Source organism: Dyadobacter koreensis (genome assembly GCF_900108855.1).
Classification (GTDB): domain Bacteria; phylum Bacteroidota; class Bacteroidia; order Cytophagales; family Spirosomataceae; genus Dyadobacter; species Dyadobacter koreensis.
Genome location: NZ_FNXY01000004.1, coordinates 708,554 through 724,736 on the forward strand (window position 1 = coordinate 708,554; position 16,183 = coordinate 724,736).

Here is a 16,183-nt window from a genome sequence, read left to right on the forward strand (position 1 = left end):
ATTGATTTTTTAAGCCTTACAATTATTTCAAACCTAAATTTTCAATGTTATGTCCGAACAAAAAACAGATACAATTTACCAAAACAGTACTATTTTAAGAGAGGTGCTGGATGCGAATAAAGATTATAGCAAAAACTTTGGCGACAAATCAAAACTTGCCCTGCCCCCTGCTCGTCAGTTTGCCATTCTGACTTGTATGGATGCGCGCCTGGATCCTGCCAAATATGCGGGACTGGCCGAGGGAGACGCACATGTCATACGCAACGCTGGTGGCCGGGCCAGTGACGACGCAATCCGTTCACTTATCATTTCACACAAACTGCTGGGCACCAAAGAGTGGTTTGTCATTCACCATACCGACTGTGGTATGCAGCTTTTTACAGATGACATCATCAGGGATTTATTGGCAACAAGCCTGAAAACAGCAACTGTTGATGAAAACGGATGGAGAAATACTGAAGAAACAGGAGGATCTGACGAAGGGAGATTCACAGCATTTCTAACATTTAAAAACCTGGAGAATAGCGTAACCGAAGATGTTAAACGAATCAGAAAACACTCTCTTGTCAATCCGCTCATTCCGATTTATGGTTTTGTTTATGATGTAAAATCCGGGAGCCTGATCGAGGTTCCGGAAGCCACCGAAGCAGGAAAAATTGCAGCATAACCGAACTTTTTTTTTGAATTAGTCAGAGAGTGTCTTTCAACTGGACACTCTCGAAACTAAAAACAGGCATTGTCAACTCGACTACCAACACGTCCAACGACTACCTCTTCGCACGCAAATCAAGATTATGAAAGACAAAAATCCTGAGTACATTATTGCTGTTAAAATGATTTCCGGAAGCAAGCTGCTGAAACTGATTCATGTAGCCTACCTGCAAATTCAAGCCTTTTGTAAATTGATAACCTAAGCCGACAAAGAAACGGTTCTGGTCGAAGAGATTATAGGTAATCTGTTTGCCGGCGTTGATATGGATTTCATCATTAAAGGCGAAAAATAAAGTTTTCGGTTCGATAAAGTCTTTGTTTAACGGTACCATCAGATTTAAAAGATAACGGAACCTGAAATTAAAATTCGAACCGTCAAGAAGCTGATCATTTGCTATTTTACGGTTAAAACGTTCTTCAAGACGGATCCACTGCTGGGTTTGTAGCCGTTTCTGACGGCTGGTCCAAAGCACCTGTTGCCAGAGTCTGTTTTCGGGCCGGACCGTATGCAGGCCAGCGGCAGGATAACTTCGGGCATAGGCATACCCGGCTGTGAAACGGAGATGATCATTTGCGTAGTAGGTAACTCCCGGACGGATAATTTGTGTTGACCAGCGGTCAAGAAAATCTGTTCTTCTTGCGTGGACATCCAGCCAGATACCCCATTTATCGGTTAGCCTGGTCTGATTGAAATAGCCAAACCAAACGCCACTATGCTTATTGATCTGTTTTTGACCCAGTGATGGAATTGAAAAAAGGACCAACATTATTAAAGTAAATCTCTTCATGAAAGCAGGTAAAAAAATAATCATAGATAAGTTTTGATGCAAAAGCCGAGAATTGCGGCCATGAGTATGATATATGGTTCTTGTAATTTTTTAATGTAAATCAGAGCCAGTACCGTGACGACAGCAATAGCAGCCGATGCAGTATCGACAATGGAGCGTGTTGCAATGACGAACACTGATCCTACAAGCGCACCCACCACGGCTGCTGTAATTCCATCGACAAATGCTTTGACACTTGTGTTTTTTGCAATCTTTTTAAAGTAAGGTGCAGGTAAAACTGTAAATATAAAACACGGAAGAAAGACGCCCAATGCGGCCACTACCGCCCCGGCAAACCCTGAAACCAGAAAACCGATAAAACCGACAGTGATAACTACAGGTCCGGGTGTGATCATGGCCACGGCAACTGAGTCCAGAAACTGCTGTTCATTGAGCCAGCCCATTTGATTAACTACGCCAGCCTGCAAAAATGGGATGATCGCCAGTCCGCTCCCAAAAACAAATGCTCCCGCCTCCGTAAAGAATAATCCTAGTTTGACGAGCTCACCAGGCTCATATTGCCAGAATCCTGTTCCAACTAAAAGAATAATTGATAAGGATGTATCTTTTCTTCGCAACCATTTTGGAGGTGCTTTTACGACCATGTAGATAAAGCCCAAAATCAAAAATAGCCAAACTTCCTCTCTTTGTGCAGTAGCAGTAACGGTGGCCATAATTAAAAAGAACAGCCATAGCATCCATCTGCTTTTGATCGCATCTATTTCGAATTTACTCACCGATTTGATCGTCAGCTTGTAACAGCTTAAAGAGATAATACCGATCACAGCAGAGCCAACCCCATAAAACACAGACTGCATCCACGGAAGCCCACCGTATAGTTTGTAGGCCATACCCAGTAAAACCACCATAACAAAGGATGGAAGCACAAAAGCCAGCCCGGTAAGCGTAGCGCCCCAGACACCGTAATGAACGTATCCGAGATAAATGCCCAGCTGGGCTGCCAGCGGTCCGGGAGCAAGCTGTGCAAGCGCCAGCCCCTCACGGTATTCATCTTCGCTGATCCACTTGCGGTGTTCGACCAGGTCGCGGTGCATATAACCGATCAGGGCTACCGGGCCGCCAAAGCCCAGTGCACCAAGCTTAAAGAAGTACTTGGTTAGATCGAACAGACTATAAAAATTCCGTCGATCTTCTATTTCGATATTTTCACTGACCATATGAATTGCGGTTTGCACTGCAATACTACCCCAGGCGATATTCAAATAATAGAACGAAAATGACGATTTGTACAGAAATTACTTTTTGCGCAAATTTCTTCTGAAATCGGAAGGGTTTTTACCCATTTGGGCTTTAAAAATCCTGGTAAAATGACTTTGATCAGAAAAGCCCGTCAGATACGCAATTTCTGACAAAGTAAGGTCAGGGTTGGATAACAGATCAATCGCTTTCTCTATGCGGAGTTTGCGGATATACTCACCAAAGGAAAGGTTACTAAAATATTTGGAGAATTCTCTTGATACATAGGATGGATGGATCTGTAAACCTTCCGAAATTTCTTTCAGGCTTAAACTTAGATTTGTGTCAATCTGGTCCTGTATGATTTCCTTTAACTCCTGAGCCCATTTTGGTGTTTTAATTTCCTCAGAATTTTGCTTGTCCAGGTACGTATTAAAAACGGCTAAAAGCAGTTTTTCAGTCGGATTTTGGGTATGTTTTTGTTTTTGAAGATGAACTGCCCAGCTGTAAAGTGCATCATAAATGAGCATACCTTTTTCCAGCAGTTCCTGGTCATCGGTAATGTTAAAAGCCAGTCCCGCCGAAATTGCCCATAATCCAGCGGACTGACTGGCAAGTGAATGATTATCGGTATCAGCCCCCCGGATGATTGTTGCCATATCCTTCAAGGCCGGATCTTCTATTTCATATTTTTCCAGGAAAAAATCAAAAGTACATCGGTCTTCGTAATGCGTAAATTCTGTGTCGGGAATATCAAACGGTGTCGCATCAAGTTCAATAGCTTTCTGCCTGACGAGGTTAAAAGGGACATAAAATATCTGCGCATCCGGATCGATGAATCTTTTGATCAGCCAGGGACAGGCGATACGGTCAATCTTGGGTCTTTCGCGGGTGATCCAGTTCATTCCGATTTTATCTATACTCTTTTTTTACCTAAAGTTCTTTCTGGTTATCTTAAAAGCAAGCTATTACAAATCATACTAAAAGCAAAAAGACGTCACGAAAGTACAAAAGTTATAACATCAATCGGTAAACACGGAAATGATCAATCGCATGTCTGGCGCTGGTCGAGCGAAAGCCAAAATAACCGCTTCTGAGCGGGTCAGGATCCGTCCAGTCAAAAAGTATTTTACCGTCAACAGAGAAGGTGGTCTTTCCATCTCTGACTGTGATCGAAATATGATATGTATGATTGGGTTTCAGCAAATATGCTGAATCAAGATATTCCTGCAGCAGTGGTTTCTGCCCGTTTCCATGATATTTTCTGAATCGCGTAGTTGTGTTACCATTTCCACCAAATCCAACATAGTATAAAGCCAGTGAGTCATAGGTTTCAAATTTCCCTGATCTGGTAAAAAGATTATTACTGCGTGGATCTGCCGCCATCCAGAATTGATTTAAATCTGATAGCCGGTCGTTTCGCCCGGTATCAACGAGGACTTTCCAGTCATACTCTATCCTAATGTTGCCTTCCAGTTTTTGATTAAACCAAACCGTGACACCGCCTGCTGTATCCATCATCAACTTCCCATTTTTAGTGTAGACAGATGATTTCCCTACGGGTTCAATCTCAGATATCCATAGCTTTCTATCCAGATTTCCGTAAAAATACTCAGTAAAAATCAGTTTTTCAGCAGAAGGTCTTTTCTGCTGTGCATGAGTTTTAAAATAAATAAGAAGAATAATGACCAACAGAATTCTTCCCGTTTTTAATTTTGATAAAATACTCATTAATCTATCGGCCAAAAAGGAGACTCTGTTCTATTATTGGAAAGATAAGCATCAATTTTCTGTATGATAGCTGGATTTTGTTTTGCAACATCATTTACTTCTCCCAGATCTTTCTGAAGATCATATAATTCTGTTTTTCCATGGGCTTTAACGGCTTTCCACTTCCCATACCGAACAGCCTGCTCAAATCCTCTCTCAAAAAATTCCCAGTATAGAAAGCGTGGCTCGCCGGATTTTTGTCCTTTAATAAACGGATAAATGCTTATTCCGTCTGTGTTGTATTTTACTTTCGAATGGGCAATATCCCCGAAAGTGGGCATCACATCCGCGAAATAAGCGGGCTCTTTGCTAATACTTCCGGCCTTAATTTTTCCAGGTGCCCACACGATCAGCGGTACACGCACACCGCCTTCATAGGTATCTCTTTTGTATCCTCTAAAATCGCCATTGGAATCAAAAAAATCAGCTACTGCGGTTTGTTGTTTTGTTTCCTCTGATCTCGGTCCATTGTCAGAACAAAAGAACACAATTGTGTTTTTTGACAATCCGCTATCGATCAAGTATCGTTTGATTCTACCAACGTTCTCGTCCAGATGATGGACCATCGAGGCGTAAATTTTCATATCCTGCGGCCAGTCTTTTTCGTTGTAAACCGTACTGTCCACGGCGTCAAGCGGCGAATGCGGACTGTTGTAATTGATCATTAAAAGAAATGGTTTTTTCGCTTTTTTTTGCCTGGACAAAAAATCAAGGCTTTCATCCGTGCAGATATCGTCGGTATAATACCCCTTCTTCCCACCCTGATTCGGAAGCACATCAGTCAGTTTTCCATTCGTGTACCTTTTGGCCGGCCAGTAGCCATTTGCATAGGTTTCACTGTAACTGATCAGCCAGCCCGAAAATTCATCAAAACCGCGGTGAATCGGTGTGGCTAGCGTGTCATAGCCATCCAGGTGCCATTTACCCATTAAAGCAGTTGTATAGCCAGACTGTTGCATCAGTTTCCCGACAGTAAAATCATCTTTTGCCAGACTGGCGCGGTAAACTGTTTGTTTTCCTTTATTGCCCGCGATTCCACCTTTTTTTGTAGCGTTACCCCGGATCGTAGTGTGACCGGTGTGCAAGCCCGTAATCAGTACACTCCGTGATGGGGAACAAACAGGCGCTCCTGCGTGAAAATCTGTAAAAGTAACGCCCTCTTTTGCAAGGGCGTCGATGTTTGGAGTACGGATTAATTTCTGTCCGTTAACTCCAATATCTCCATAGCCAAGATCGTCAGCAACGATGAAAATAATATTGGGGGATTGCGCAAAAACTTTTCCCGTAAGAAGTATCGTAACAAGTAACCTACTAAATTTTTTCAAAGACATGCTGATTTAAGTTATTTCTGATTACTCCAAGATAAAACTAACCTTTCAGGTTATGACCGGATTTTCTGTAATTTTCATCCACAGAAAATCCGGGTAAGTTCAGAATCAATATCCAGGATTCTGATAATTTGTTATCTGTACAGATCCCAGTGCTGCGCCTTTTTCATCCGTCAGCATATTGATAAATGTCTGAGGAAAAGGTTTAAAAGTGTCTTTTGAACGAAAAACACCTTTGCCATTTCCATTCTGCCCGTTGCCATTCACCGGGTTATCGGCCACAGGCCAGTTACCGGATTTGTTTGAAGCAAGCTGGTTGTGGTGCAATACCCGTTCAAGCTGAATCCCTGCATGGTGGATACCTTCATAAACGACCTGTTCGGAATTGAACTCCCTGGAATATTCATTGTAAATAAAATGGATAAAACGCTTCGCCGAAGTATTGGCTTCCGGTGGATAATTTTCTGCTTTTGATTTTGCCGAGCCACCGTCCCAATAAGAAGCATCCACCTTGATCTTGGTATAAGAATCCGATGCTGATGCATAGGGAAAAGTTCTTTCCGACTTAGCCAGACTTTCCGACCCGGGATATAAACGCGCCAATATCTCCGCCCGTTTCTCCCCTGCTTTATAAGCTGCCCTCGCTCTTAAAACATTAATATCATCAATGGCAGCACCAATGTTTCCTTGTCTACCATAAACTTCTGCACGGATCAGGTAAGTTTCGGCCAGGCGAAAAATGGCAACATCCCTGGTACCAAAATGGTTGTCAACTGTGCTTCGGTTGGGGTCAATAAATTTTCTCGATGACGGACGGAGCGTTCTTCCAATAAGTAAACCGGTATTTGAAGAAAGCTTATCTACACCAGTTTTACGATAAAGATATTCACTTCCTTTTTTGACCCATCTTGGATAAAGAACATAAGGCTGAGAAACTGCTTCCAAATAGTCTATTGCCGTTTCTTTTGTGTTTTCCAAGAACACAAGGCCAAGGTCACCCTGCCCGATTTTACGCTGACCCGTCACAGCTTTTCTACCTCCCCAGGAAGTTCGGTTGTATTCGGGCTGAATATTCGCGTTAAAATAACTTGCCTCATCCGCTGTCCAGGTCACTGATTTGTTGTTTGCGTCGGTGTAAGCCAGTCCAGGCCCGTCTGATAAGGTTCCATTATCAAAAGAAGCACTGACGTACTCTATCTGAAAACTCTTTTCAAATCTTGAATCGTTGACCTTATCGGTAAAGACGTCATAACCCCAGTCGGTTGGTAGGAAACCCGTTCCTTTTCGAAGTCCATAGGCCCAGGTTTTGGAAGGAATATTCCAGGCCGCATTGGTATAATCGCAGGTAAAAGCAGCCGTTGTACGCATACCATAGCGGCCATTGTCCAGATTGTTTCCGTAAGACGCCTGCAAGATAATTTCAGCATTATTTTCATTGCTCCAATCACCTCTGGCCGTTTTGAATAGATCCCAGAAGTCGGTTGCCAAGCCACCGAATTGGCCGCCATTGGACGTTTTGTATGCGTCAATTACCTCAGTTGCATAGATTCGTGCCGAATCCAGGTCAGCACTACCTTTTCCCTTGTAAAGCAACCCGAGATACGCATTTGGATCATTTACATTGATAGTCCCATCTGCATTCCTAAACTGGGCAAATTCCTGTCCCTGTGCTCTTTGCAAATACAATTTGGCTAGCAAATGAGATACTGCATATTTCGTGATCCTGCCACGTTCAGTTTGTCCGTTTAACGGCAGATGGCTATGTGCATAGCGCAGATCATTTATAATCCTCGCATAGACCTCCGCCGAAGACGATTTAGGAAAATTATATGCCGCTGGCAGGGAGTTATTACTTTTTAAAGGCATGGGAACATCCCCAAGCTGTGTTACCAGCATGTAGTAGCTCCAGGCGCGGAGGAAATACACCTCTGACAGTCGTTTACTGGCAAGATCTTTGTCGGTAGCAAATTTCCCGGGTGGCCTTTCGGTGATGATCTCAATCGCCTTATTGCAATCATTGATGATGGGATAACTGCCTAATAGCTGAGTTGCATAATAACCCATCAGGTTATTCGCATAGCTTCCTGCTTCCCCGGTAGAAGACCAAACTGCCGGACTGATCGTCGCCCAGTTGTTATCAGTTGGTTCAGTAATATCCGTTCCGGTTTCGAAAAGGTAGGGGCCTTCCATGAAGCCATATTTCCAGCGCAGTGTATTGTAAGATGCCACAACGAGCTCCTCCACTCCTTTTTCACTTTCGAAATAATCCTGAGTGATGGTTGAGACCATCTTTTCTTCGAGAAAATCCTTGCACGAAGTCAGGGGTAATAATAAAGCAAGTATGATATATTTCTTCATTTTTTGGTAGCCATTTTATGTTAAAGTGTAATTCTCAAACCAACAACCAGACTTCTGTTAAGAATCGTATTGTTAGTCTGCCCGCCAGACTGCGCGCCGGCAGTAGTGTCCCACCCAGTGATATCCTCTGTATTCAAACCGGTTTTCACTGCTTCGCCACCCCAGATAAATGGATTAAGTACCTGTGCATAAACCTGGAAATTCCCCAGCTTATATCGGTCCGCGATTGACTGTGCCAGCGTATAAGTAAGCGAAACGTTTCGAAGAGCAACCAGCGAACCATTTACATAATTTCTCACATAATTGTAATTAGTAAAGGTCGCAGTGGTCGGCTGAGGATATTTCGCATCCGTATTTTCAGGGCTCCAGGTATCGTTCTCCACCCGGCGGCCATAGGTTTGCAGGGCACCATAATAGAGATTATTGATCCTTGCCTGCAAAAAGAAACTCAATTCAAAATTCCGGTAGCTCACTGTATTGGTCAGTCCTGCTGCCCATGCCGGACGATTGCTCCCCAGGATCACTTTGTCTGCATCATTGATCGTTCCAAAACCATTATTCACATAATTTACAACTTCACCACTCGCCAGTGTCACTGATTTTGAATTATCAGCACCATCGGGTGCTATCACCAGATCCTGATCCTTTATTTTGACCTGACCAGGAAGGGCCGTGATATTTCCTATCTTTTTGTAAAGCTCAATAAGGCGTGCATCTTCCGGTGTATTTTGCCACAGTCTGTCATATTTATAATCCCTGAAAACCGATATAGGCTGACCGATATACCAGCCATTGGCAAGATCGTCTATTTTGCCGCCGCTAAGTTCCTGTATCTTTTCCCTATTGGTGGACCAGTTAAAATCTGTCTTCCAGGTGAAGTCCTTATTATGAACATTCACGGACGACACTGAAATTTCAATGCCACTATTCCTGGTACGTCCAATGTTGCTCAGAATGCTGGTATAACCCAATACAGGAGGAATTGATCGTGACATTAACAGATCAGACGTTTCTGCCTTGTAAATTTCAAAAGAACCGGAAATACGATTGCGTAAAATAGCGAAATCCAGACCTGCATTTTGCTGTGCTGTCTTCTCCCAGCGCAAATCCTTATTAGGCATCGAGGCAGACTTGTAACCGGCATACTGCGTTTCGTTAAATACATAGGCAGCACCAATGATTGAACCTCCTGTAGAATATGCACTTACCGACGAGTTACCCGTACGCCCCCAACTGTACCGCAACTTCAATTGACTTATCCAATCAATTTGTTTAATAAAACTTTCTTCTTCGAGCTTCCAGGCCAAAGCGGCCGACGGGAAAAACGCCCACTTATTACCGGTTGCCAATACCGACGCTCCATCCCAGCGTCCTGAGAGGGTTACCAGAAATCTGTCTAAAAGACTGTAATTAATCCGCCCCATGTACGAAGCCAGTGCCGAACGGCTGTATGCCGTTCCATATCCCATAGGATTACCAATAGAATTGGCAGCAAGATTATACCATTCCGAAGATGGAAACGTAATTCCCTGTGCGCGGATGTTGATAGAATTCGTGGTATTCTGCTGCAAAGATTGAAGAGCAGTAACTCCGATGCTATGAATCCCAAACTGCTTGTTAAAAAATAAAAGGTTTTCCAGCGTCCAGCCTAGGCTTTTGTTATGCTGGTTATAACCAATAAGCGGAGCAGTTCCGACTGCGCTAAACGGATTGGTATAGTTGGGCCCATAAAATGAACCATATTCCTTATCACTATATTGAGCGCCAAATTTGACTGAGTATTTCAGCCAGTCCGTGAAACGAACCTCTGCAAACAGATTCGAGAGAACCGACGCCAGCTTATGTTCGTTTGTGGAGTTTTCGATGTTTAAGAGCACGTTATGTGCAGATAGGCCTTCCCTATTGGTATTTAGCAATCCACCATTATCATCAAACGCGCGTGCATATGGCATCAGCGCAAGTGCCTGACCGTAAGAGTCCTTGGCCCCGCTATTAGACGAATTTTCGGAAGTGCCGTAATTTTGCAGTGAATAAACACCATTCAAACCCAATCCTACGGTGAGCCATTTCCTTGGCGTAATGTCACCTTTTAAATTGAGTGAATAGCGGTTAAAATCCTGGTCTTTCAGTGTTCCAAGTTGATTCAGGTAACCCAGAGACAAATAAATCCTGGAAGTTTCTGTACCCGACGAGAGCGATAGCTGATGATTTTGGGTTTTACCGGTTCTTGAAGCGAGATCTCTCCATTTCTGGTCAAACAAATTGCCTGCATTGTAAACCGGAACACTGGCAGCATAACCGGTCGCCAGTTCATCAGCCGTTGCATTTCGCATCTGCACGGTGCCATCAGGATTATAGGCATAAGCCGTTTTAATGCTGTTGATACCATATTCTTCTCCTCCTCCAAAGTTTTGTATATCAAAATCCGGGTCTGGGGCAGTACCATATTTTCCGGTGTATGTTCCCCCATTTATATGTGCCTGACGCTGCCAGTTTAACAGCTGCCCCGAGTTCATCCAATCCGTTGTCGAATGGATTTTAGTAGCCGTGTAACTGACATCATAGTTTATGGATATTTTGCCTTTTTTACCCTCTTTGTAATTGATGAGGATCACTCCATTGGCACCTCTTGATCCATAAATAGCTGTGGCCGAAGCATCTTTCAAAACCTCCACGGATGCAATGTCATTGGGATTGATAGCTGCTACCTCACTGGCTGACAAAGGAATACCGTCAATCACATACAGCGGTTCGTTGGAAGCATTAATAGACCGGTTTCCCCGGATTCTAATCTGACCGACCTCCCCAGGTCTAAGGTTGGACGTAATATCTACTCCTGAAACTTTACCTTGCAATGCCTGCACAACATTCTGAACCGGCCTCTCGCGGATCTGTTGCTCAGACAGGCTGGATATCGCACCCGTCAGATCGCTTTTCTTCTGCGTTCCGTAACCAACGACCACGAACTCATCCAGCGATTTGGTATCTGGCAGAAGTACGACATCCACAACAGATTGATTGTTGACAACGATTTCCTGTTGTACGTATCCCACAAAGGAAAATACAAGCACGCTGCCCTGATCCGGGATGATGAGCTGAAAACTACCTTTTTCATCGGTGGATGACCCCTTTGTCGTCCCTTTCAGGATCACGCTTACGCCGGGAAGTACTTCCCCTTTGTCGTCCTTAACAGTTCCGTTAATGGTCCTCTCAGCAATTAGCAGGTTGCCCTTCCGGTCGCCTATGACAGGTTTTCTTGCCACAGCGAAAGATGTGCCGGCCAGGTACGAAACGATGATAAAATGGTAAAAAGCTTTTTTCATAAAATAAATGACCTCGGGTCTCTACGGTTCATATTCATTAAATTGTTTAAACTATTTGATAAAAATTTCTCAAATAAGGCAGGTCGTTCTAACGAATAATGACGGTTAGAATACAGTGTATGTCGCGATCAGACAAGGCATTCACTATCAATAACAAATAAGACTAGTTGACCTATATTTTAAATAGATTATATAGCTAAATGGATTCGGCAGCTTTTGTCGGATAACACTGTTTCAAACTATTTAGAAGCAGAAAGCTATTAGACAAAATCAGAAATTATCCAATTATACCACATCCAACTCAACCTCCGAACAACTATATATTAAAAATATCCTATTTTTATAAATAATTGTAGGTTTGACACAAATTTATGTAATCTATTTAATCTACAAGCATTATATAGTAAAAACTTTCTTAATTTGGCGTTGCGTTAATTTTAAGTGTAACAAGAAATTTATTTGTTCTGCAATAGCCGTGACCAAACTGACCCAAAGAAAATTTATAAAAAAACTGCATTGAGCGCAACCGGAATACCTTTGTTTTCAGCAATAAAGCCTCTACCCTCTGAATCAAATGAGCCAGTCAAGCCTCCCCTGGACTGGCTTGGAAGTGAGTCTTTTTCTATACGAGGAGCTCCCACACCGGACATACCCACGCCAGGAGTTACCTGGCCCCCCCTGGCCAAAAGGAGAAGTAAAGAAAGATTCCAGCTTTATATTAATGGCCAATCAAACGGAAAATCTGTTCAAAGCTGGCCCCTTGCCTACTGGCCTGACGGCAGCCTGAAGTGGACAGCTCGCGCACTTGGAGGGGCTGAGGTTGCAAAAGATCATCCACTGCAACTTAAAGTTGGGAAAGCGAAGAAAACATCCGATAAACCGTTAACTAAAGAAACAAGTGACATCCTTATAGTAAACACTTGTAAACTGGAATGCGTAATTGATAGGAAGGGAAACGATATTTTTCAAAGCCTCTCAAAAGAGGGAATTGATACAGCAAAAAATGCCAAACTGGTACTGCTTCTACAGCAGCAAGCACGTGACGATGATGAGCAGAGTAGTTTCTCAGTCAGCAAATTTGAAGGCAGGATCAGTAACCTGACCGTAGAGCAGAATGGCCCTGTCAGGGCTGTGGTAAAATAGCAGGAAGTCATTCAGACACAGAGACAGCTTTTGCCATTTGTTGTCAGACTTTATTTTTATCGCGGCAGTGATGCAGTGAGGATCATGCATACCATTATATATGACGCAGATGAAAATAAAGATTTTATTCGTGAACTTGGCATCCGTTGTCAGGTTCCTTTGCAGAGTACGGAATTACATAATCGTCATGTTCGATTTTCGGGAGAAAATTCCGGTATATTTGCTGAAAGTGTCCGTGGACTGACTGGATTAAGGCGCGATCGGGGAAAGCTTTTACCGAAGCACAGATAGCCGGGAAAGCGACTCCCTCCAACGCTTCACTTCCGCAAACAGTATCAAAGAGACTTCAGTACATTCCAGCATTCGGCTCCTATACTCTTTTTCAGCCTAACGCCGATTCATTTGAAATATAAAAGAAAACCGCTGCCGGGCACAGCTGGATCCAGTCCGGCTATGGGAAACGCTCGAAGGGTACGGGGTATCTTGGCACTCCTACCGGCGGTTCGATCTTCCCGGAAAAACTCACTTTTGACGGTGTGCAACATCGAACCACAAGAATTAATGAGGTGCTTTATCTTATCTATCAGAAAAACAGCAAGTTATCAGAAAATGAAAAAGGGACAAATCTGTTATTTTCAGATTTGTCCCATCAGGTGATCCCGCTGGGATCATATCAAAAATCATAAACAATTGTAAATCAGCACCAAAAAAATCCTACAAAATACCCAACTCACCGAATCACACACCAATCTTGAATTTGCGACTAACTATTCATAAAACTATGAAATTTGTAAATCAATTCAAAAGTCAGATGCTTATTTAATACTCACTTTTTATTTACCCATTCTTGAGGACTTCTAGAGATTATATTGATTTCAATGTAGTTAAATCAGCCACAAGACAACTTGCTAAAATCAATTTTGGCTCCAAAATAAAACATAGCTTTTGGAGGGTTGTTTCCATTCCTAAGTAACTTGAATTCGATTGTCTCGTTTACTTTCGTAAATTTTTCAGTAAAAACGGCTCGAATAAATTAAAAATATTGAGACTTACTTTCTATGGGTTGTGATAATCGTGGAGCATTTATAGCAGTAGTAGTCTCCTGTTGTCTTGTAGTAAAGTTGATACCCAAATCATTTTTGTTATAAATGTCAGCTCCGGAATTTAACAACAACTTAATAATCTCGCCTTTACCATTGGATTCAAAAACAGCTCGCAACAAAGGTGTATTGCCATAATCGTCTTTCATTTCTAGATCAACACCACTTTTTAGCAGCAAATGAGTCGCTGGCAAGTTGTACCTCTGAACCGCGTGATGCAGAGTAGTCCATCCTATCTTATCTTGCTGATTGATATTAGCTCCGGCTAGTATCAATTTATATAGTAAATCATTCTTTTCTAAGAAAAGGCTGTAAAATAGCGGAGTGCGTCCAATTGTAATACGTTGTAAATAAATTATTTACGGACATTCTTTGATTTTTGATTTGATATACCTGTAGCTTTGTCGATTTACATGAGGCTATGAATTCAGGGAGGTATGTTTTTCTAAGTTTTGCATTTTATTGACCAGTATAAGTTTGAAAAATGTGAATTAAAGTACAATGGCGATTTTAGGACACGTGAATTCAATTGCTGGAATCAATTTGTTCAACTGTTCTTTGGTCAATTGACCTCTCGTAATTCCTTAGGGGATATCTGCCTTTGTCTAAAAGCGCCTAAAAGCAAACTTTATCACCTTAAAATCAAAGGCCATGTTAACCAGTCGACGCTTTCACGTGCAAATGAGGATAGAGACTGGAGAATATATGCCGACTTTGGACAGTATCTTATTGACTTGGTCAGACCTTTGTACGAAACAAATCCAATTCCCAACCTCAGTGTTCGCATTGGATTCAACAACGATTTCCCTTAGCTTGAAATTATTTATTTGGGCACCAGGGAAGTATTCACGCGGCGCGATAAAGATTCATACCCTTTTGGATCTGAGAGGCAATATTCCATCCTTTATCCTGGTTACTGATGGCAAATATCAGGATAGCAATGCACTTGATGAGCTACTAATAACACCTGGAGCCATCTATATCAGACAAAGCTTACATCGATTTCGCTGCCTTGTTCAATATGAATGAGTCTGGAGCCCTTTTAATTTCAAGAGCAAAGAGCAAAATGAATGATACAGTGAATGAACCCAATTTCAACATTGATCCCCAGTCAGGGCTCAGGAGTGATAAAACCATCGTACTCAATTTGTCAGCGGAGCAATTCTCCAACAACTAACAGCTTTCCGGCATAACAGTCATCATTATCATAGCGTGCCGGATCATCCGTAATCTGATTTCTGGTTTTCAGGATAGCCTCCTTGTCCGGACGTTCCGATGAAACTTTAAAACGTATCGTATGAACACCTTCGGGTGTGACCGGAATTACAAAAAAGTTAGCGCGATAATAAGTGCTGTATCCGTCGAATCGCGAAACCGACTGCTTTTCCTCACCGTCAATTTCCACCGAATATTGTCCGCATCCCGGCCCCATTACATCGTATAAGCCGCAGATTTGCCCTTTCATTTTCACTTCCAGATAATCTCCTGGCTGCGTCGATTTTAATAGTCCTGAAAATCTGTTTTTGAGTAGATTGGCGACCGTATCCGTTTGCGGCGTCAGCTCCTTCCATTGCCCCTGTTTACTTAATTCGCTTACCGGTATCATCCGCGCCTGTTGCCAGTTATCAGAGCGGTAAGGCACAGGTAAAACATGTGTTTTTATTTTTGATTTATAGGAAGCCACTTTCTCCAGAGCTTCACTCAATGCCTGTGTGTATAGCAGGTGACCGGTTTCAGAATAAGGATGAACGTTATCAGCAGAGAAAACAATTTTGTCTGGATAATCCTGCTGCTTTCCTTTAAAAATTAGTTTGCCTTCTTTGGCAAGATCCGCCACTTTAAGGCCCAAGCACACACTTGGTATTCCGTAATGCTCGGCAATCTGTTCCATGGCCAGTGCTGATGCCGGCAGCTTGCCATTTTGGAAAAATACTGCCATATCTGCTGTCAGCGTGTATACAAAACAAATATCTGTCTGCGGATTCTGCTGCCAGGTTTTACGTACGATACCTTCCATGGCTTTGTAAATCTGTTCTGTATTTTTCCCATTATCGTTAACTGCAAACTCTACAAAAACAAGATCAGGTTTGCGGTCGAGCACCTGGCTTTGTACACGAAAAACACCCAGTTCAGAACCCGTCCCTCCTATTCCCGCATTGATACCTGTAAATTTGGCCTGGGGATAAGTCTTTTGCAGCCAGTTCAGCGACTGGTCCCGCCAGCCTTGCGAAGCTTCGGTAATACTGCCGCCAAGGTAACCTACATGAACCGGTTGTCCGGACAGGATTTTTTTGAAAAAAAATGGCAGGCCATCCCGAACCCGAAGCAAACAGGCATTTTCCAGAGAATCCAAAGCTGCCTGGCAGAGTGCAGGACAGAATAGCAAAACCAAACACAGACTTTTTAAGCGATGCATAAATTGATGG

At 42.8% G+C, this 16,183-nt stretch carries 12 protein-coding genes and 1 pseudogene; 4 read left to right on the plus strand and 9 right to left on the minus strand.

What is annotated here, in order from left to right; all coding sequences use genetic code 11:
* The first annotated feature begins 49 nt into the window (after positions 1 to 49).
* Positions 50 to 667: a beta-class carbonic anhydrase gene (locus tag BMY70_RS15305; RefSeq protein WP_177197034.1), complete on the plus strand. Its 618-nt coding sequence runs from the start codon at positions 50 to 52 to the stop codon at positions 665 to 667.
* A gap of 100 nt (positions 668 to 767) precedes the next feature.
* On the opposite strand, the gene BMY70_RS15310 is transcribed toward BMY70_RS15305, so the two are convergent.
* The 7 genes from BMY70_RS15310 to BMY70_RS15340 all read right to left on the minus strand — a co-directional run bounded on the left by BMY70_RS15310 (position 768) and on the right by BMY70_RS15340 (position 11,514).
* Positions 768 to 1,499, minus strand: coding sequence for a DUF2490 domain-containing protein (locus tag BMY70_RS15310; protein ID WP_090336588.1), 732 nt, complete (start codon positions 1,497 to 1,499; stop codon positions 768 to 770).
* 20 nt (positions 1,500 to 1,519) lie between these two features.
* Positions 1,520 to 2,716, minus strand: a complete 1,197-nt coding sequence (locus tag BMY70_RS15315; protein ID WP_090336349.1) for a chromate transporter — start codon at positions 2,714 to 2,716, stop codon at positions 1,520 to 1,522.
* A 78-nt stretch (positions 2,717 to 2,794) separates the two neighbouring features.
* Entirely contained in the window at positions 2,795 to 3,640 is an 846-nt protein-coding gene (locus BMY70_RS15320) for a chromate resistance protein ChrB domain-containing protein (RefSeq protein ID WP_090336351.1), read from the minus strand.
* 109 nt (positions 3,641 to 3,749) lie between these two features.
* A complete protein-coding gene (locus tag BMY70_RS15325; protein ID WP_090336353.1) occupies positions 3,750 to 4,466 on the minus strand; it encodes a DUF6250 domain-containing protein in 717 nt (238 codons plus the stop codon).
* A complete protein-coding gene (locus BMY70_RS15330) occupies positions 4,466 to 5,830 on the minus strand; it encodes an arylsulfatase (RefSeq protein WP_229209624.1) in 1,365 nt (454 codons plus the stop codon). The genes BMY70_RS15325 and BMY70_RS15330 overlap by 1 nt, the downstream gene beginning before the upstream one ends.
* 111 nt (positions 5,831 to 5,941) lie before the next feature.
* Entirely contained in the window at positions 5,942 to 8,191 is a 2,250-nt protein-coding gene (locus BMY70_RS15335; RefSeq protein ID WP_090336357.1) for a RagB/SusD family nutrient uptake outer membrane protein, read from the minus strand.
* A 20-nt stretch (positions 8,192 to 8,211) separates the two neighbouring features.
* Positions 8,212 to 11,514, minus strand: a complete 3,303-nt coding sequence (locus BMY70_RS15340) for a SusC/RagA family TonB-linked outer membrane protein (RefSeq protein WP_090336359.1) — start codon at positions 11,512 to 11,514, stop codon at positions 8,212 to 8,214.
* A gap of 537 nt (positions 11,515 to 12,051) precedes the next feature.
* Between BMY70_RS15340 and BMY70_RS31310 the strand changes: the two are divergent.
* Positions 12,052 to 13,343: pseudogene (locus tag BMY70_RS31310) on the plus strand (exo-rhamnogalacturonan lyase family protein).
* A 347-nt stretch (positions 13,344 to 13,690) separates the two neighbouring features.
* Here the strand turns inward: BMY70_RS31310 and BMY70_RS15355 are convergent.
* On the minus strand, positions 13,691 to 14,116 hold the full coding sequence (locus BMY70_RS15355; RefSeq protein WP_090336364.1) for an ankyrin repeat domain-containing protein: 426 nt from the start codon (positions 14,114 to 14,116) through the stop codon (positions 13,691 to 13,693).
* 93 nt (positions 14,117 to 14,209) lie between these two features.
* Here BMY70_RS15355 and BMY70_RS31680 point away from each other — a divergent pair, with 93 nt between their 5' ends.
* Together BMY70_RS31680 and BMY70_RS31685 are read left to right on the plus strand one after the other, a co-directional pair.
* Positions 14,210 to 14,569 carry a DUF4372 domain-containing protein gene (locus tag BMY70_RS31680; protein ID WP_218148630.1) on the plus strand — a complete coding sequence of 120 codons (360 nt, stop codon included), beginning with the start codon at positions 14,210 to 14,212 and terminating at the stop codon, positions 14,567 to 14,569.
* Positions 14,463 to 14,786 carry a transposase gene (locus BMY70_RS31685; protein ID WP_374754709.1) on the plus strand — a complete coding sequence of 108 codons (324 nt, stop codon included), beginning with the start codon at positions 14,463 to 14,465 and terminating at the stop codon, positions 14,784 to 14,786. The genes BMY70_RS31680 and BMY70_RS31685 overlap by 107 nt, the downstream gene beginning before the upstream one ends.
* Before the next feature lie 121 nt (positions 14,787 to 14,907).
* Here BMY70_RS31685 and BMY70_RS15365 read toward each other — a convergent pair whose 3' ends face one another.
* The gene (locus BMY70_RS15365; protein WP_090336366.1) at positions 14,908 to 16,173 is read right to left on the minus strand and encodes an SGNH/GDSL hydrolase family protein; all 1,266 of its coding nucleotides are present in this window, start codon (positions 16,171 to 16,173) and stop codon (positions 14,908 to 14,910) included.
* Positions 16,174 to 16,183: the final 10 nt, after the last annotated feature.

What these genes read in the sequence shown, in the direction of transcription:
- BMY70_RS15365 (WP_090336366.1), bottom strand. Translation starts at nt 16,173, where the DNA reads ATGCATCGCTTAAAAAGTCTGTGTTTGGTTTTGCTATTCTGTCCTGCA.
- BMY70_RS15305 (WP_177197034.1), top strand. Translation starts at nt 50, where the DNA reads ATGTCCGAACAAAAAACAGATACAATTTACCAAAACAGTACTATTTTA.
- BMY70_RS15320 (WP_090336351.1), bottom strand. Translation starts at nt 3,640, where the DNA reads ATGAACTGGATCACCCGCGAAAGACCCAAGATTGACCGTATCGCCTGT.
- BMY70_RS31685 (WP_374754709.1), top strand. Translation starts at nt 14,463, where the DNA reads ATGCCGACTTTGGACAGTATCTTATTGACTTGGTCAGACCTTTGTACG.
- BMY70_RS15335 (WP_090336357.1), bottom strand. Translation starts at nt 8,191, where the DNA reads ATGAAGAAATATATCATACTTGCTTTATTATTACCCCTGACTTCGTGC.
- BMY70_RS15310 (WP_090336588.1), bottom strand. Translation starts at nt 1,499, where the DNA reads ATGAAGAGATTTACTTTAATAATGTTGGTCCTTTTTTCAATTCCATCA.
- BMY70_RS15340 (WP_090336359.1), bottom strand. Translation starts at nt 11,514, where the DNA reads ATGAAAAAAGCTTTTTACCATTTTATCATCGTTTCGTACCTGGCCGGC.
- BMY70_RS15325 (WP_090336353.1), bottom strand. Translation starts at nt 4,466, where the DNA reads ATGAGTATTTTATCAAAATTAAAAACGGGAAGAATTCTGTTGGTCATT.
- BMY70_RS15315 (WP_090336349.1), bottom strand. Translation starts at nt 2,716, where the DNA reads ATGGTCAGTGAAAATATCGAAATAGAAGATCGACGGAATTTTTATAGT.